We start from the raw sequence: 15913 nt of genomic DNA on the forward strand, positions 1-15913 counted from the left end.
AGGCGCATTTTTTTACGCCTGTTTTTGACCCTATTATGATTGTTTCAACTGTTCAAACGCATGATCTACTGCTTGCAGCGTCTCGGAAATATCTTTTTCAGTATGTGCAATCGTTAAGAACCAAGCTTCATATTTAGAAGGAGCGAGGTTAATCCCTTGCGAAAGCATTAATTTAAAGAAGCGAGCGAACATTTCGCCATCCGTATTTTCAGCCTGTTCATAGTTCACAATGGTTTCTTTTGTGAAATAGACAGTGAGAGCCCCTTTTAAGCGGTTCACTGTAATATCTACTTGATGTTTTTTTGCATGGGCTAAAATGCCTTCTTCTAGCATAGCGCCAAGCTGATCAAGATGCTCGTAAACACCATCTTGTTTTAACACTTCCAAGCAGGCAATACCAGAAAGAATGGAGGCAGGATTTCCTGCCATCGTGCCAGCTTGATAGGCTGGTCCAAGAGGAGCGACTTGCTCCATAATTTCTTTTTTACCGCCATAAGCACCGATTGGAAGTCCGCCGCCAATGATTTTTCCTAATGCAGTGAGGTCAGGTTTTACTTGAAGTAAGTCCTGTGCGCCTCCGTACATAAAGCGGAAAGCTGTAATCACTTCATCATAGATCACAAGTGCGCCCTTTTCATGAGTGAGGTCATTGACCTGCTGCAGGAAACCATCCTTAGGCTCCACGATGCCGAAGTTCCCGACAATCGGCTCGACAAGGACAGCTGCGACTTCATCACCCCATCGATCCAATGCTTCTTTGTAGCTGTCAATATCATTAAATGGAACGGTAATCACTTCATTGGCGATGCTCTTAGGAACGCCTGCTGAATCAGGGGTTCCTAAAGTGGATGGACCAGAGCCAGCTGCCACAAGTACAAGATCAGAGTGACCGTGATAGCATCCGGCAAACTTAATGATCTTTGTTCTGCCTGTATATGCACGTGCGACACGAATCGTTGTCATCACCGCTTCAGTACCTGAATTGACAAAGCGAACCTTGTCTAAAGCAGGCATGGCTTCCTTCAGCATTTTAGCAAAAGTGACTTCATGCTTCGTTGGCGTTCCGTAAAGGACACCTGATTCAGCCGCTTTTGTAATCGCTTTTGTAATATGAGGGTGGGCATGTCCTGTAATAATTGGGCCGTATGCTGCTAGATAATCGATATAGCGATTTCCGTCAACATCCCAAAAATAAGCGCCTTCTCCTTTTTCCATAGCCACGGGTGAACCGCCGCCTACTGCCTTATATGAACGAGACGGGCTGTTGACACCTCCAACAATATGCTCCAGCGCCTCTTGATGTAATTTTTCTGATTCTGTGAATTTCATAAATAGCCTCCTATCTCAACGTATCACGTCGTCTATCATTATTTTAACATGCCGATGCAAGCGTCCTTAGTTGAATATCCTTTCAAAATTGGATAGGCTATTAAAAAATGGGTTGGAGGGATTGTGTCATGACAATCGAAGTAGGCCAGCAAGTACCTGAAATCGAATTAACCGGTGACAACGGGGAGAAAGTAAAGCTTTCTGACTTTAAAGGAAAACATATTGTCCTTTATTTCTATCCAAAAGATATGACACCCGGCTGTACAACAGAAGCATGTGATTTCCGCGATCGCCATCAAAGCTTTGCAGAATTAGATGCTGTCATTATCGGCGTAAGCCCAGACAGTCAGGATAAGCATCAGAAGTTTAAAGAAAAACATGATTTACCGTTCTTACTTCTTGTAGACGATGAACAGAAATTGTCCGAAGCCTTTGGAGTATGGAAGCTGAAAAAGAACTTTGGCAAAGAATACATGGGCATCGAACGTTCAACGTTTCTTATTAATAAAGAAGGAACGCTGGTGAAAGAGTGGAGAAAAGTTAAGGTGAAAGACCACGTAGAAGAAGCGCTTGAGGAACTAAAATCTCACGCTTAATATCATCACAGGATAGGACCGGCAGACATGCCGGTCTTTTTTGTGAAGAAGAATAGGTAAAAAAGAGGATTGTAATTGACAAAGATTCGGCTCTGGGGGTACACTAATTATAAAGATTACAATATAAGAATATTTTTGAAGAGAGGTGCATGATGAAATGGCTGCTCACGAACTAAAAGACGCTTTAGATGCTTTAAAAGAAACCGGTGTTCGAATTACTCCGCAGCGCCATGCCATCTTGGAGTTTCTCGTAAATTCTATGACTCACCCAACCGCGGACGATATATATAAAGCACTTGAAGGGAAATTTCCAAATATGAGTGTCGCAACGGTTTACAACAATTTACGAGTCTTCCGGGAATCTGGATTAGTAAAGGAATTAACGTACGGTGATTCCTCAAGCCGATTTGATTTTGCGACATCTGACCATTACCATGCGATTTGTGAAAACTGCGGAAAAATAGTGGACTTTCATTATCCTGGCCTTGATGAAGTTGAACAGCTTGCATCCCATGTGACGGGCTTTACAGTCAGTCATCATCGCTTGGAGATCTATGGGACTTGTCAAGAATGTGCGAAAAAAGAAAATCATTAATGAAAAAGCTGACCGGTTAAATGGTCAGCTTTTTTTATGACTTTTTTCGATTGTAGGATTCATCAAACTCTTTGCCTTCTAATGCTGGATCGAGTGTAAGCGGCTCTCTGCAATGCATGCACATGTCCACCCGCCCAAGCACTTTTGTTTCCTTCTCACAGCCTGGACATACGACACGGACTGCCTTCGTAGAAAGCATACCGATCCAAAAGTAAACCACTGTACTCAATCCGATCGATAAGACGCCGAGCAGCATAAAGAAAGTCGACAGCCAAATCGATTCCTTGAAGAACACACCGATATACATGATCAGAAAGCCAACAAAAACCAAACTGAGTGCAAATGTTCTGATTTTATTAATCTTACTGGAGTATTTCGCCATCCCTAGCCCCCCCTTGTCTCCAATATAGCACATTTTACCTTTCTGTTTGAATTAGTTATAGAGTTTTGTGAATAAATTGCTTATAATGATTCAATGATCTTTTTTCTTGAATTGAAGGAATTTTGATTCTATGAGGAGAAATACATAGCATTAGAGAAGAACTTTACACCCGAGTATTGGAGGAATCACTATGGAAAATCTTCTCCGTCCTATTTATCAAGAGAGAGCAAGTCACCCAGACACATTGGCTGTGATTATAGTAGAAAGAAGACACAAGGTATCTTCTGAGACGGATAACTTTGATGCAGCACTTCTAGTCATTGTAAAAGAAGCGGAAGAGCCGTTATTTATCAAGCACTATGAATCCGATCACCAAACAGCTTCTTTAAATGTTGTCACAGATGAGCAGTTGAAGGAATGGATTACCCTTGGCACGAACCGCCGAATCATTGATTGGATTTTGAATGGGAAAGTCCTATTTGATCGAAATGAATATATTTTCAACTTAATTGATGACCTGAGTACATTCCCATTTTCAAACCGCAAACTTAAAATCGGTTTAGAATACGGCAAGCTTATTCGCAGATATATAGAAGGAAAAGCATTTTTTGAGTCAAATCAATTCCTTGATGCATATAATTCAATTGTGCATGCTCTGCATCATTTGGCACGTATTGAAGTGATCGATAAAGGTTTCCACCCAGAAGTGACAGTTTGGAATCAGGTGCGTCATATGGAACCGGAAGTATATAAACTTTATTCAGAACTCATTGAAAGCCACGAAAGCCTTCATAAGCGTTTGGAACTTTTATTTTTAGCAAATGACTTTTTGATCCATTCAAAAGCAGAAATTGGCGCCGCTCATTTGCGTCATGTCATGGAACAGCAAGATATATGGCTTTTTGGCGAGCTTCTCGCGCATCCTGACCTCAAGTATTTCACGCCTGACCTTAGCGTCATGATTGATTTCTTTGTGGAAAAAGGAATTGTTCAGGTGGAGCCGATTGAGACAAAGGGGCAAAAAATCTATCATCGAGGATATTTTGTGAAAAAAAATATTGACGCCTGAATATTATGATGGTATATTATTATACGTCGCTAACGAGCAAACAAGTTGCTTTGGAAGAAAAGCTGACAAAAAGAAATTCTAAAAAACACTTGACGCACATAGCGTCGAAATGTTATATTGAGAAAGTCGCCTCTGAGAGACGACGGAGATGATCTTTGAAAACTAAACAAGACAAAACGTACCTGTTAATTCGAGTTTTTATAAAAAAATCCTATGAAACATCATAGGTAGTCAGTCAAACGCTGACGAGGCAGGAAATGATCACATGCTAAGTTCGCTACATCGTGTAGCAACGCATGTGTGATATGCATCCTGCATACCTCGGAGAGTTTGATCCTGGCTCAGGACGAACGCTGGCGGCGTGCCTAATACATGCAAGTCGAGCGGACAGAAGGGAGCTTGCTCCCGGATGTTAGCGGCGGACGGGTGAGTAACACGTGGGTAACCTGCCTGTAAGACTGGGATAACTCCGGGAAACCGGAGCTAATACCGGATAGTTCCTTGAACCGCATGGTTCAAGGATGAAAGACGGTTTCGGCTGTCACTTACAGATGGACCCGCGGCGCATTAGCTAGTTGGTGGGGTAATGGCTCACCAAGGCGACGATGCGTAGCCGACCTGAGAGGGTGATCGGCCACACTGGGACTGAGACACGGCCCAGACTCCTACGGGAGGCAGCAGTAGGGAATCTTCCGCAATGGACGAAAGTCTGACGGAGCAACGCCGCGTGAGTGATGAAGGTTTTCGGATCGTAAAGCTCTGTTGTTAGGGAAGAACAAGTGCGAGAGTAACTGCTCGCACCTTGACGGTACCTAACCAGAAAGCCACGGCTAACTACGTGCCAGCAGCCGCGGTAATACGTAGGTGGCAAGCGTTGTCCGGAATTATTGGGCGTAAAGGGCTCGCAGGCGGTTTCTTAAGTCTGATGTGAAAGCCCCCGGCTCAACCGGGGAGGGTCATTGGAAACTGGGAAACTTGAGTGCAGAAGAGGAGAGTGGAATTCCACGTGTAGCGGTGAAATGCGTAGAGATGTGGAGGAACACCAGTGGCGAAGGCGACTCTCTGGTCTGTAACTGACGCTGAGGAGCGAAAGCGTGGGGAGCGAACAGGATTAGATACCCTGGTAGTCCACGCCGTAAACGATGAGTGCTAAGTGTTAGGGGGTTTCCGCCCCTTAGTGCTGCAGCTAACGCATTAAGCACTCCGCCTGGGGAGTACGGTCGCAAGACTGAAACTCAAAGGAATTGACGGGGGCCCGCACAAGCGGTGGAGCATGTGGTTTAATTCGAAGCAACGCGAAGAACCTTACCAGGTCTTGACATCCTCTGACAACCCTAGAGATAGGGCTTTCCCTTCGGGGACAGAGTGACAGGTGGTGCATGGTTGTCGTCAGCTCGTGTCGTGAGATGTTGGGTTAAGTCCCGCAACGAGCGCAACCCTTGATCTTAGTTGCCAGCATTTAGTTGGGCACTCTAAGGTGACTGCCGGTGACAAACCGGAGGAAGGTGGGGATGACGTCAAATCATCATGCCCCTTATGACCTGGGCTACACACGTGCTACAATGGACAGAACAAAGGGCTGCGAGACCGCAAGGTTTAGCCAATCCCATAAATCTGTTCTCAGTTCGGATCGCAGTCTGCAACTCGACTGCGTGAAGCTGGAATCGCTAGTAATCGCGGATCAGCATGCCGCGGTGAATACGTTCCCGGGCCTTGTACACACCGCCCGTCACACCACGAGAGTTTGCAACACCCGAAGTCGGTGAGGTAACCTTTATGGAGCCAGCCGCCGAAGGTGGGGCAGATGATTGGGGTGAAGTCGTAACAAGGTAGCCGTATCGGAAGGTGCGGCTGGATCACCTCCTTTCTAAGGATATATGGAGCAGTGTGCGTTTTCGTCTTGTTTAGTTTTGAAGGATCATTCCTTCAAGACATGTCTCTAGCGAGACAGGATTGTTCTTTGAAAACTAGATAACAATAAGTAATACATTCACATTGAATGCAATGCAAAGTTCATCACACATAGTGATTCTTTCTAAAGTAAGAAATGGTTAAGTTAGAAAGGGCGCACGGTGGATGCCTTGGCACTAGGAGCCGATGAAGGACGGGACGAACACCGATATGCTTCGGGGAGCTGTAAGCAAGCTTTGATCCGGAGATTTCCGAATGGGGAAACCCACTGCTCGTAATGGAGTAGTATCCATACTTGAATACATAGAGTATGAGAAGGCATACCCGGGGAACTGAAACATCTAAGTACCCGGAGGAAGAGAAAGCAAATGCGATTCCCTGAGTAGCGGCGAGCGAAACGGGAACAGCCCAAACCAAGAGGCTTGCCTCTTGGGGTTGTAGGACACTCTATACGGAGTTACAAAGGAACGATATAAGCGAAGAGGTCTGGAAAGGCCCGCCAAAGAAGGTAACAGCCCTGTAACTGAAATGTTGTTCTCTCCAGAGTGGATCCTGAGTACGGCGGAACACGTGAAATTCCGTCGGAATCCGGGAGGACCATCTCCCAAGGCTAAATACTCCCTAGTGACCGATAGTGAACCAGTACCGTGAGGGAAAGGTGAAAAGCACCCCGGAAGGGGAGTGAAATAGATCCTGAAACCGTGTGCCTACAAGTAGTCAGAGCCCGTTAAAGGGTGATGGCGTGCCTTTTGTAGAATGAACCGGCGAGTTACGATCCCGTGCAAGGTTAAGCAGAAGATGCGGAGCCGCAGCGAAAGCGAGTCTGAATAGGGCGCATGAGTACGTGGTCGTAGACCCGAAACCAGGTGATCTACCCATGTCCAGGGTGAAGTTCAGGTAACACTGAATGGAGGCCCGAACCCACGCACGTTGAAAAGTGCGGGGATGAGGTGTGGGTAGGGGTGAAATGCCAATCGAACCTGGAGATAGCTGGTTCTCTCCGAAATAGCTTTAGGGCTAGCCTCAAGGTAAGAGTCTCGGAGGTAGAGCACTGATTGGACTAGGGGCCCCTACCGGGTTACCGAATTCAGTCAAACTCCGAATGCCGATGACTTATCCTTGGGAGTCAGACTGCGAGTGATAAGATCCGTAGTCGAAAGGGAAACAGCCCAGACCGCCAGCTAAGGTCCCAAAGTATACGTTAAGTGGAAAAGGATGTGGAGTTGCTTAGACAACCAGGATGTTGGCTTAGAAGCAGCCACCATTTAAAGAGTGCGTAATAGCTCACTGGTCGAGTGACTCTGCGCCGAAAATGTACCGGGGCTAAACGTATCACCGAAGCTGCGGACTGTTCTTACGAACAGTGGTAGGAGAGCGTTCTAAGTGCTGTGAAGTCAGACCGGAAGGACTGGTGGAGCGCTTAGAAGTGAGAATGCCGGTATGAGTAGCGAAAGACGGGTGAGAATCCCGTCCACCGAATGCCTAAGGTTTCCTGAGGAAGGCTCGTCCGCTCAGGGTTAGTCGGGACCTAAGCCGAGGCCGAAAGGCGTAGGCGATGGACAACAGGTTGATATTCCTGTACCACCTCCTCACCATTTGAGCAATGGGGGGACGCAGGAGGATAGGGTAAGCGCGGTATTGGATATCCGCGTCCAAGCAGTTAGGCTGGGAAATAGGCAAATCCGTTTCCCGTGAAGGCTGAGCTGTGATGGCGAGCGAAATTTAGTAGCGAAGTTCCTGATTCCACACTGCCAAGAAAAGCCTCTAGCGAGGTGAGAGGTGCCCGTACCGCAAACCGACACAGGTAGGCGAGGAGAGAATCCTAAGGTGATCGAGAGAACTCTCGTTAAGGAACTCGGCAAAATGACCCCGTAACTTCGGGAGAAGGGGTGCTTCTTAGGGTGTTAAAGCCCCGAGAAGCCGCAGTGAATAGGCCCAGGCGACTGTTTAGCAAAAACACAGGTCTCTGCGAAGCCGTAAGGCGAAGTATAGGGGCTGACGCCTGCCCGGTGCTGGAAGGTTAAGAGGAGCGCTTAGCGTAAGCGAAGGTGCGAATTGAAGCCCCAGTAAACGGCGGCCGTAACTATAACGGTCCTAAGGTAGCGAAATTCCTTGTCGGGTAAGTTCCGACCCGCACGAAAGGCGCAACGATCTGGGCACTGTCTCAACGAGAGACTCGGTGAAATTATAGTACCTGTGAAGATGCAGGTTACCCGCGACAGGACGGAAAGACCCCGTGGAGCTTTACTGCAGCCTGATATTGAATGTTGGTACAGCTTGTACAGGATAGGTAGGAGCCTTGGAAACCGGAGCGCTAGCTTCGGTGGAGGCATCGGTGGGATACTACCCTGGCTGTATTGACCTTCTAACCCGCTGCCCTTATCGGGCAGGGAGACAGTGTCAGGTGGGCAGTTTGACTGGGGCGGTCGCCTCCTAAAATGTAACGGAGGCGCCCAAAGGTTCCCTCAGAATGGTTGGAAATCATTCGCAGAGTGTAAAGGCACAAGGGAGCTTGACTGCGAGACCTACAAGTCGAGCAGGGACGAAAGTCGGGCTTAGTGATCCGGTGGTTCCGCATGGAAGGGCCATCGCTCAACGGATAAAAGCTACCCCGGGGATAACAGGCTTATCTCCCCCAAGAGTCCACATCGACGGGGAGGTTTGGCACCTCGATGTCGGCTCATCGCATCCTGGGGCTGTAGTCGGTCCCAAGGGTTGGGCTGTTCGCCCATTAAAGCGGTACGCGAGCTGGGTTCAGAACGTCGTGAGACAGTTCGGTCCCTATCCGTCGCGGGCGCAGGAAATTTGAGAGGAGCTGTCCTTAGTACGAGAGGACCGGGATGGACGCACCGCTGGTGTACCAGTTGTTCTGCCAAGGGCATCGCTGGGTAGCTATGTGCGGACGGGATAAGTGCTGAAAGCATCTAAGCATGAAGCCCCCCTCAAGATGAGATTTCCCATTCCGCAAGGAAGTAAGATCCCTGAAAGATGATCAGGTTGATAGGTCTGAGGTGGAAGCGTGGTGACACGTGGAGCTGACAGATACTAATAGATCGAGGACTTAACCTATATTCTAATGTGAAGTTTGAACATTGTTATCTAGTTTTGAGAGAACATTTTTTAAATATCTCTTGATTTATTTTCAATACATAGTATAATATCTTTTGTCACTAAATTGTCTGGTGATGATGGCGAAGAGGTCACACCCGTTCCCATACCGAACACGGAAGTTAAGCTCTTCAGCGCCGATGGTAGTTGGGGGTCTCCCCCTGTGAGAGTAGGACATCGCCAGGCTTTCTTCATTCCGCAGTAGCTCAGTGGTAGAGCTATCGGCTGTTAACCGATCGGTCGTAGGTTCGAATCCTACCTGCGGAGCCAATTTGGAGAGCTGTCCGAGTGGCCGAAGGAGCACGATTGGAAATCGTGTAGGCGGTAACCCCGTCTCAAGGGTTCGAATCCCTTGCTCTCCGCCACAATTTACATAATAAAGGGCCCGTTGGTCAAGCGGTTAAGACACCGCCCTTTCACGGCGGTAACACGGGTTCGAATCCCGTACGGGTCACCATTTTATAGAATATACACCAGTGTTTTTTATTCGGAGGATTAGCTCAGCTGGGAGAGCATCTGCCTTACAAGCAGAGGGTCGGCGGTTCGAGCCCGTCATCCTCCACCATATCTTTTATATCATCGCGGGGTGGAGCAGTTCGGTAGCTCGTCGGGCTCATAACCCGAAGGTCGCAGGTTCAAATCCTGCCCCCGCAACCAAATTATTTTATACACCAATGGGGAGTGCTCATTGAGTGCAACCAAAATGGTCCGGTAGTTCAGTTGGTTAGAATGCCTGCCTGTCACGCAGGAGGTCGCGGGTTCGAGTCCCGTCCGGACCGCCATTTTTAAAATAAATACTTGGCTCGGTAGCTCAGTTGGTAGAGCAACGGACTGAAAATCCGTGTGTCGGCGGTTCGATTCCGTCCCGAGCCACCACTATTTGCCGGTGTAGCTCAATTGGTAGAGCAACTGACTTGTAATCAGTAGGTTGGGGGTTCAAGTCCTCTTGCCGGCACTGTTTTTCAAATGTGGAGGGGTAGCGAAGTGGCTAAACGCGGCGGACTGTAAATCCGCTCCCTCCGGGTTCGGCGGTTCGAATCCGCCCCCCTCCACCATTTTTATTTTCATAGGGGCATAGTTTAAAGGTAGAACAGAGGTCTCCAAAACCTCCGGTGTGGGTTCGATTCCTACTGCCCCTGCCAATTTTCTTAATATGATTCATAACATCTATGGCGGTTGTGGCGAAGTGGTTAACGCACCAGATTGTGGCTCTGGCACTCGTGGGTTCGATTCCCATCAATCGCCCCATTTTATTATTGGGCTATAGCCAAGCGGTAAGGCAACGGACTTTGACTCCGTCATGCGTTGGTTCGAATCCAGCTAGCCCAGTTGATTCGCGGAAGTAGTTCAGTGGTAGAACACCACCTTGCCAAGGTGGGGGTCGCGGGTTCGAATCCCGTCTTCCGCTCCAATAATGGCGGCATAGCCAAGTGGTAAGGCAGAGGTCTGCAAAACCTTTATCCCCGGTTCAAATCCGGGTGTCGCCTTTTTGAAAAGACTGCCGGGGTGGTGGAATTGGCAGACACACAGGACTTAAAATCCTGCGGTAGGTGACTACCGTGCCGGTTCAAGTCCGGCCCTCGGCACCATGTTTTTTATCATAAGTTGCGCTCTTTAATGATCATGCCGGTGTGGCGGAATTGGCAGACGCGCACGACTCAAAATCGTGTTCCTCACGGAGTGCCGGTTCGACCCCGGCCACCGGTATCTATTAATAATTTCATGATCGGTTTTTACCGTCAACCTAACGTTTCACCCTTGTGGTGAAACGTTTTTTTGTGGTTTAAATGAGTTATTTAGATAAAAATAGAAACCTATTAGAAAATAATGAGCATGTACTTCTTTTAGCAGAATAATCTTTAGATGATTTGCAACATTTGATAAGATACATTTAACCATGTAAGGAAACAAAATGGGGTAGCGCATTCACATAAAACAGTGAAATACTTTTGTGTAACTAAATGAATATTTGTGGGTACATACACATCTTTAGCTAACATCATCATTGTGACCCAATTTGAGGGGAGAATTTATGAAAAAACAAAATGATCATGAAGAGTTATTGACAGGTGGCAATGTCTCGAACGTATATCGTTCTGGAGATACGGTTCGTCGAGAAGTAAAGTCAGACAATATCAATATACAAAAGCTGCTAAAGCATTTAGAAAAAAAGAATTTCTCCTATGCTCCAAAGTTTTTAGGGGTTGATGAAAAAGGTAGAGAGATATTGTCCTTCATTGAAGGCGTAGCCGGTCATGATCCCTTAAAAGAATACATGTGCTCTCACCATGCCTTAAAAGAAATAGCGAGAATGCTTAGACTGTATCATGATGCTGTTCGTGATTTTCCCATTTCAGACGATTGGGAACGAATGGACAATACGCCTAACAACATAGAGGTTGTGTGCCATAATGATTTTGCTATGTACAATATCATTTTCAATAATGAAAAACCAGTAGGAATCATTGATTTTGATGTAGCTGCTCCTGGTCCAAGGCTGTGGGATATCGCATATACTCTGTATACTTGTGTACCTCTCAGTAGGTTTTTTCGCACAGAAACAGGAGAGATCGTGAACTACCATTCATCAGAACATGCAGACCAGATAAAGCATAGAGTGAAACTGTTTTTTGAAGCTTATGGTGAGGAAATAGCAGAAGATTATGTGGATATGGTGCTGCTGCGTTTAAAAGGGTTATGTCAGTACATGAAACGAAAAGCGAGTGAAGGTGATATAGCTTTTCAAAAAATGATTCATGAGGGGCACCTTGAACATTATCAAAAAGACATTCAATTCATTCATGAACACCGAAAAGAATGGATTTGAGGATGCCAAGAGCCTTCTAAAAGTCAAAGACCAATTAGGTGTTTATACCACTCTTATCACGCTTAAATAAGGAGGAGACATTTCCAGAAGCTGAAGGCGTATATTATGTTAAAGATAGTTGGGAGAACTACGATAAAATCAAAAAAGTGATTCAAAGGCGTTATTTAGAATGGGTGAATCAGTGTTAAGGAATCAGGTTTATGATTCAAAGATAAATGAGAAATAGAAAGAATGTAAAAAGGTGGAGTTGTTAACTTGCAAATGAAGACGATATTACAGACCATCATTGAAGACGAGGGATCACATGATTATCCGCTTTTTAGACAGTACTGTGTGAAGAAAGAACAGGGTCTGCGTAAAGATGCGTTAAAGGTTCTTCGGTTTTTTGTTGAAGAAATGAAGGAGAGCGAATTTGCAGCACGGCGTTCATTTGTTGCTTGGCTGTTTGAAAAGATTGAACGGTTTGAGGATGGTCATCATTTGCTTGTGTATCCATTGATCATTGGGGTGATTCAGCCTGTTCTGCAAGAGTGGGAGAAGGTTGATCCTATGGATGTGAGACCGTATCGCTGGCAGGGCTTGTTTGTGCATCAGGGAGAAGGGCTGCCCTATTTATTGAAGGCACTAGAGCTTGGAGGTAGCAAGGAGCAGCGTGTCATTGTACAAATTTGCGAAACCTATTTATCGGCTTTGTGGTATTCGTTTCATCATATACATGAAGATCTTTATTTAAGCACCTATGAGAAAGATCAAGAGCGAATTCAAGGCATTGAAGATGTCATGATGCTGATCGAAGATAAAAGGATTCGTACCAATGTTGAAAAACAAGCAGCCTATTATGATCAGCTTTTATCGGACTGGAAGAAATTTCAGCAAACGGAGACAAGAGGCTTCATGAAATGGTGTGCGGAGCGTAAGAAGCCGTATGAGTGGGTAGAGGCTTTTTATTATTAACAATAGATGAGGAAACGGCAGAATTCATTCTGCCGTTTAGTTATGCCATATACGCTCTATTTCTATATGATCTGGTTTGAAATATTTCAGGACATAGACATCTGGATTGCTTAGCTTCTCCCACTCTTTGAATCCAATCGTGGGATCGGCATGTTTAAGAAGCAGGCTCATAAGATTGCCATGTGTGACGAATAGAGTATGATTTTTTCCTAATTTTATTTGTTCATAGAGTGCCTCTACAATACGATTCATCGCTTCTTGGCTCGATTCTCCGCCTTCACAGGTCATATGCAAGTCCGTAAAACTGAGCTTTAGTTTCTCGTACCAATCGTCCATTGGTTTGCTGCTTAACACACGTTCAGAGAGACGCTGATCAATTTGTACCTCGAGTTGTTTTGCATGAGCAAGAGGCTCAATGGTTTGGATCGCTCGCTTATAGGGACTTGAGATGATCTTATTGAGGTGAATGCCGGAAAAGAACTGTGCTAGTGCATGAGATTGTGCGATGCCTTGTGGCGTTAAATACGCATCCTCGGATTGTTCAGTTGCTTGGCAGTGTCTGACGATATAATATGTTTTCATGGGCCACACCTTTCATTGAGTATAAAAAAATCATCCAGGAGGATGAGGATAGGTTCATTTGTTCGGATCTGTTTCTTTATAGGGATCTGTGAGCTTCGAGGTGAGGTCTAAGTTGAACAAAAAATCATCTACTGTGTCTGTACCAAAGGGAAGTGTGGAGAAGTTGATTGGGATGCTGTCTTCTTTCATTTCTGAGATGATCTGTTGTTTAGGCTGCTTTTTTCTCCAGTACTTAAACAAGCGCATGTAAAGCCCCCTTTTCTATGAAAAAGATGGATTTATACATAATATACGGGGAGAGTTGTCCAGGCGTCAAATGTTTTCTTAGAGAACGATGAAAAGAGCCATAGGAAAGCAAGGCCCTTTTGTCCATTTACTTGGCACGACGTAATGCTTTCAGCACTTTACGTTCGCATTTTAAGTTGTATCGCTTCTGATGAAGTTTATCTGTGTTACATCTGCCAATGACTTGGCGGACATCTGGATGATAAATGATGAGATGCCTGTAAGCTGGATCATTTAATAACTCATGAAACCAGCTATGTTTTTTGAGATGGGCTGCGTTTCTAGAGATATCCTCTTCATCTACCTGTAGAAAAGGGATATATACAGCAAGTGAAAAGATATCGAAAATGAATCCCATGTTGGTTCCTCCTTCCATATTATTTCCTACGCTTAGAAGGAGGAAAGGTTTCATTCAATAAAACTTTAAAAACAATCCCAATGCATAAACCATTCTTTTGTGTCTTTGTCGTAATAGAAATACATCGTGCCATTATCACCAATCATGAACCGAGGTTTTTCTTCTGAGGCGATTTGCAGCATGAATTCGCCTTGTTGTTGATGGGGTGGAGATTGAATATACGCCCCATATCCACCGATTTTTGTGAACGAATAATTTGTGTATTGATTAAAGAAGTGGTCCGTCGCTTCTTCACTTTTATTCACTTCTGATAAATCGACATATGACCAAGCTTCTTCCCAGCAAGGGAAGTCCTTTTGCTCATTTTCGTTCCATTGGATTTGAAAGGGTTTGAGTCCTCTCACTTCTTCAGGAGTTTCAACTACTTCTAATCCTTCCATATCTGCATATTCAATGAGCTTCCAGCCCTCGCCGTTTTTGGTAATATCCATCGGAAGTGCTTTCTGGTTGAGAAAGATTTGAATCATTTTACATTCATTGAATTCGTTCAATCCTCCTGGCACTTCAGGTAAATAAATTTGTAAGATCGGAATCATGACGCCATCTTGATCTATGGGCCAGCCTTGATCGGGGTGGATGAAGAAATGGCCGGCAAACCAGCTGTGTGCTGCTGGATCAGGACGAAAGCCGCCAATCTTAGCCACGACGGGTGTTTTTCCAATTTGCTTTAATTCATGAAAAGCCTTGATCTCCATTATTTATCCCGCCAATCTTTAGCCTGCAATGTGGGCATCTTGAAACGTGCCATTGATATTGCCTGAGACAATGATGACATGTCCCCAAAATAAATCACCGTCATGACAGTAGACTTCAAACTCTCCATCTGGGTAAGCATGCAGACTTTCAAGTGAGATGCGGCTTATAAAGTGATCCAGCGTAAGCTCTTCTTGTGTTTCAGCGGAGTCATCTTGCTCCTGCCAGTCTTTAGCTAATTCAAGCAGCTGATTTGCTGCAAATGATTTAATAGAAGCATCCCATGTGGTCTTCTCTTTCATGAGTTGTCTAGCGGTTCGAAGAGAGTCGTTTATTTTTTCATCTTCTTCGAGGTTGAAGTAGAGCAGGCATTCTTGATTACTCCACTGGATCGTTGTTTCAAATAAGTCTAGTCCTTTCACTAATTCAAAGGTGCCCAGCAGGTCATCATGATAAAAGACAGGTTTTTGGGCTTCTTCTAGTATCTCTTGCAGCTCTTCATCCTGTGTATCTGTATCGATGAGTGATACAAGCATGAACTCACCTTCACCTTTTCGGACCTGAAGTGTCACGATTGATTCTTTAGGTAATTGTGCCTGCTTTTCCCTTAATCCCTCTTCATCTGTTAACCAGCAGAGTCTTATGTTTTCTGTTGTAACGAAGTCTTTTTCCTTCCATGCAATCAGTGGAATAGAAGCGGTCCAAAGAGCTTCCTGTCCGGCTTTTCCTGCACCTACTCCTGAAGGTCCTGTGACAGCAATGATGTGATCTATTTCTTCTGAAAATCGTTTTTCAAATGCGTTAATTTGTTTGTTATGTTTCATGTGATGTCCTCCAGCCTGATTTGTTGAAAATCTATATCTTTATCACACCGCACATGAGGAGGAGAAATCAAGCTTTTTTTGCTTAAAACTTTTTTAGATTGTCAGAAGGAGAGAAAATACATGGATGATTGGAGGTTGAGTCACAATAAATACGAATATGTTATGTATCGAATTTTGTATATATTTGGGTAAATGAGTCGAAAAGCCTAGGTTATTCTTCCTTTTCTTTATAATTACTTTGACACGAATAGATGAAAAAAGTAAAGTAGTACTGAGTGATTTACAAACCCTTCTTCATCTATTGAATTGCAAAGTGTGTGTAAATGAAATGTAAATGGAT

12 protein-coding genes, 16 tRNA genes and 3 rRNA genes are annotated in these 15913 nt (G+C 45.2%); 24 read left to right on the forward strand and 7 right to left on the reverse strand.

What is annotated here, in order from left to right; all coding sequences use genetic code 11:
* Nucleotides 1-33 precede the first annotated feature (33 nt).
* The gene (locus tag MHB79_RS04415) at nucleotides 34-1329 is read right to left on the reverse strand and encodes a glutamate-1-semialdehyde 2,1-aminomutase (RefSeq protein WP_212046471.1); all 1296 of its coding nucleotides are present in this window, start codon (nucleotides 1327-1329) and stop codon (nucleotides 34-36) included.
* A 128-nt stretch (nucleotides 1330-1457) separates the two neighbouring features.
* Here MHB79_RS04415 and bcp point away from each other — a divergent pair, with 128 nt between their 5' ends.
* Together bcp and perR are read left to right on the forward strand one after the other, a co-directional pair.
* Nucleotides 1458-1925 carry a thioredoxin-dependent thiol peroxidase gene (bcp, locus tag MHB79_RS04420; RefSeq protein ID WP_003217794.1) on the forward strand — a complete coding sequence of 156 codons (468 nt, stop codon included), beginning with the start codon at nucleotides 1458-1460 and terminating at the stop codon, nucleotides 1923-1925.
* Nucleotides 1926-2082: 157 nt separating this feature from the next.
* Nucleotides 2083-2520: a peroxide-responsive transcriptional repressor PerR gene (gene perR, locus MHB79_RS04425; RefSeq protein ID WP_003217782.1), complete on the forward strand. Its 438-nt coding sequence runs from the start codon at nucleotides 2083-2085 to the stop codon at nucleotides 2518-2520.
* A 34-nt stretch (nucleotides 2521-2554) separates the two neighbouring features.
* Here perR and MHB79_RS04430 read toward each other — a convergent pair whose 3' ends face one another.
* Entirely contained in the window at nucleotides 2555-2902 is a 348-nt protein-coding gene (locus MHB79_RS04430) for a YgzB family protein (RefSeq protein WP_003217804.1), read from the reverse strand.
* A gap of 190 nt (nucleotides 2903-3092) precedes the next feature.
* On the opposite strand from MHB79_RS04430, the gene MHB79_RS04435 reads away from it, so the two are divergent.
* The 22 genes from MHB79_RS04435 (at nucleotide 3093) to MHB79_RS04540 (ending at nucleotide 12771) form a co-directional block, all read left to right on the forward strand.
* Complete coding sequence (locus tag MHB79_RS04435) at nucleotides 3093-3971, forward strand: nucleotidyltransferase-like protein (protein WP_340989143.1); 879 nt, start codon at nucleotides 3093-3095, stop codon at nucleotides 3969-3971.
* A 318-nt stretch (nucleotides 3972-4289) separates the two neighbouring features.
* Nucleotides 4290-5838: ribosomal RNA gene (locus MHB79_RS04440) — 16S ribosomal RNA — on the forward strand.
* A gap of 182 nt (nucleotides 5839-6020) precedes the next feature.
* Nucleotides 6021-8951, forward strand: a 23S ribosomal RNA gene (locus tag MHB79_RS04445).
* 109 nt (nucleotides 8952-9060) lie between these two features.
* Nucleotides 9061-9176 (forward strand): 5S ribosomal RNA (rrf, locus tag MHB79_RS04450).
* The 16S, 23S and 5S rRNA genes sit together here with 16 tRNA genes alongside, the layout of an rRNA operon.
* Nucleotides 9177-9185: 9 nt before the next feature.
* Nucleotides 9186-9260, forward strand: a tRNA-Asn gene (locus MHB79_RS04455).
* A 4-nt stretch (nucleotides 9261-9264) separates the two neighbouring features.
* A tRNA-Ser gene (locus MHB79_RS04460) sits at nucleotides 9265-9355 on the forward strand.
* Between the two features lie 17 nt (nucleotides 9356-9372).
* Nucleotides 9373-9447: transfer RNA gene (locus MHB79_RS04465), tRNA-Glu, on the forward strand.
* Nucleotides 9448-9479: 32 nt separating this feature from the next.
* Nucleotides 9480-9555, forward strand: a tRNA-Val gene (locus tag MHB79_RS04470).
* A 15-nt stretch (nucleotides 9556-9570) separates the two neighbouring features.
* A tRNA-Met gene (locus tag MHB79_RS04475) sits at nucleotides 9571-9647 on the forward strand.
* 48 nt (nucleotides 9648-9695) lie between these two features.
* Nucleotides 9696-9772, forward strand: a tRNA-Asp gene (locus MHB79_RS04480).
* Nucleotides 9773-9790: 18 nt separating this feature from the next.
* Nucleotides 9791-9866: transfer RNA gene (locus tag MHB79_RS04485), tRNA-Phe, on the forward strand.
* Nucleotides 9867-9872: 6 nt separating this feature from the next.
* Nucleotides 9873-9945, forward strand: a tRNA-Thr gene (locus MHB79_RS04490).
* 15 nt (nucleotides 9946-9960) lie between these two features.
* Nucleotides 9961-10045 (forward strand) — tRNA-Tyr (locus MHB79_RS04495).
* Between the two features lie 13 nt (nucleotides 10046-10058).
* Nucleotides 10059-10132 (forward strand) — tRNA-Trp (locus MHB79_RS04500).
* A 30-nt stretch (nucleotides 10133-10162) separates the two neighbouring features.
* Nucleotides 10163-10238 (forward strand) — tRNA-His (locus MHB79_RS04505).
* Nucleotides 10239-10247: 9 nt separating this feature from the next.
* A tRNA-Gln gene (locus MHB79_RS04510) sits at nucleotides 10248-10319 on the forward strand.
* Between the two features lie 7 nt (nucleotides 10320-10326).
* Nucleotides 10327-10401, forward strand: a tRNA-Gly gene (locus MHB79_RS04515).
* A 5-nt stretch (nucleotides 10402-10406) separates the two neighbouring features.
* Nucleotides 10407-10477, forward strand: a tRNA-Cys gene (locus tag MHB79_RS04520).
* Nucleotides 10478-10490: 13 nt separating this feature from the next.
* Nucleotides 10491-10579, forward strand: a tRNA-Leu gene (locus MHB79_RS04525).
* Between the two features lie 36 nt (nucleotides 10580-10615).
* Nucleotides 10616-10697: transfer RNA gene (locus MHB79_RS04530), tRNA-Leu, on the forward strand.
* 325 nt (nucleotides 10698-11022) lie between these two features.
* On the forward strand, nucleotides 11023-11817 hold the full coding sequence (locus tag MHB79_RS04535; protein WP_340989144.1) for a phosphotransferase: 795 nt from the start codon (nucleotides 11023-11025) through the stop codon (nucleotides 11815-11817).
* A 255-nt stretch (nucleotides 11818-12072) separates the two neighbouring features.
* A complete protein-coding gene (locus tag MHB79_RS04540) occupies nucleotides 12073-12771 on the forward strand; it encodes a hypothetical protein (protein ID WP_340989145.1) in 699 nt (232 codons plus the stop codon).
* A gap of 36 nt (nucleotides 12772-12807) precedes the next feature.
* Here MHB79_RS04540 and MHB79_RS04545 read toward each other — a convergent pair whose 3' ends face one another.
* The 5 genes from MHB79_RS04545 to MHB79_RS04565 form a co-directional block, all read right to left on the reverse strand.
* A complete protein-coding gene (locus tag MHB79_RS04545) occupies nucleotides 12808-13353 on the reverse strand; it encodes a histidine phosphatase family protein (protein WP_268459678.1) in 546 nt (181 codons plus the stop codon).
* Nucleotides 13354-13407: 54 nt separating this feature from the next.
* Nucleotides 13408-13599 carry a hypothetical protein gene (locus MHB79_RS04550; protein ID WP_003212265.1) on the reverse strand — a complete coding sequence of 64 codons (192 nt, stop codon included), beginning with the start codon at nucleotides 13597-13599 and terminating at the stop codon, nucleotides 13408-13410.
* A 127-nt stretch (nucleotides 13600-13726) separates the two neighbouring features.
* On the reverse strand, nucleotides 13727-13996 hold the full coding sequence (locus MHB79_RS04555; RefSeq protein WP_113386887.1) for a hypothetical protein: 270 nt from the start codon (nucleotides 13994-13996) through the stop codon (nucleotides 13727-13729).
* Nucleotides 13997-14061: 65 nt separating this feature from the next.
* Entirely contained in the window at nucleotides 14062-14751 is a 690-nt protein-coding gene (locus MHB79_RS04560; RefSeq protein WP_340989148.1) for a DUF1963 domain-containing protein, read from the reverse strand.
* Between the two features lie 18 nt (nucleotides 14752-14769).
* The gene (locus MHB79_RS04565; RefSeq protein ID WP_340989150.1) at nucleotides 14770-15573 is read right to left on the reverse strand and encodes a DUF2262 domain-containing protein; all 804 of its coding nucleotides are present in this window, start codon (nucleotides 15571-15573) and stop codon (nucleotides 14770-14772) included.
* Nucleotides 15574-15913 lie beyond the last annotated feature (340 nt).

Origin of the sequence: Bacillus sp. FSL M7-0558, from assembly GCF_038003245.1 — a bacterium.
Taxonomy (GTDB): Bacteria; Bacillota; Bacilli; order Bacillales; family Bacillaceae; genus Bacillus; species Bacillus pumilus.

Bases quoted from the DNA above. Each gene is read 5' to 3' on its own strand.
- MHB79_RS04435 (WP_340989143.1), top strand. From the start codon at position 3,093: ATGGAAAATCTTCTCCGTCCTATTTATCAAGAGAGAGCAAGTCACCCA.
- MHB79_RS04430 (WP_003217804.1), bottom strand. From the start codon at position 2,902: ATGGCGAAATACTCCAGTAAGATTAATAAAATCAGAACATTTGCACTC.
- MHB79_RS04550 (WP_003212265.1), bottom strand. From the start codon at position 13,599: ATGCGCTTGTTTAAGTACTGGAGAAAAAAGCAGCCTAAACAACAGATC.
- MHB79_RS04555 (WP_113386887.1), bottom strand. From the start codon at position 13,996: ATGGGATTCATTTTCGATATCTTTTCACTTGCTGTATATATCCCTTTT.
- MHB79_RS04545 (WP_268459678.1), bottom strand. From the start codon at position 13,353: ATGAAAACATATTATATCGTCAGACACTGCCAAGCAACTGAACAATCC.
- perR (WP_003217782.1), top strand. From the start codon at position 2,083: ATGGCTGCTCACGAACTAAAAGACGCTTTAGATGCTTTAAAAGAAACC.
- MHB79_RS04415 (WP_212046471.1), bottom strand. From the start codon at position 1,329: ATGAAATTCACAGAATCAGAAAAATTACATCAAGAGGCGCTGGAGCAT.
- MHB79_RS04560 (WP_340989148.1), bottom strand. From the start codon at position 14,751: ATGGAGATCAAGGCTTTTCATGAATTAAAGCAAATTGGAAAAACACCC.
- bcp (WP_003217794.1), top strand. From the start codon at position 1,458: ATGACAATCGAAGTAGGCCAGCAAGTACCTGAAATCGAATTAACCGGT.
- MHB79_RS04565 (WP_340989150.1), bottom strand. From the start codon at position 15,573: ATGAAACATAACAAACAAATTAACGCATTTGAAAAACGATTTTCAGAA.
- MHB79_RS04535 (WP_340989144.1), top strand. From the start codon at position 11,023: ATGAAAAAACAAAATGATCATGAAGAGTTATTGACAGGTGGCAATGTC.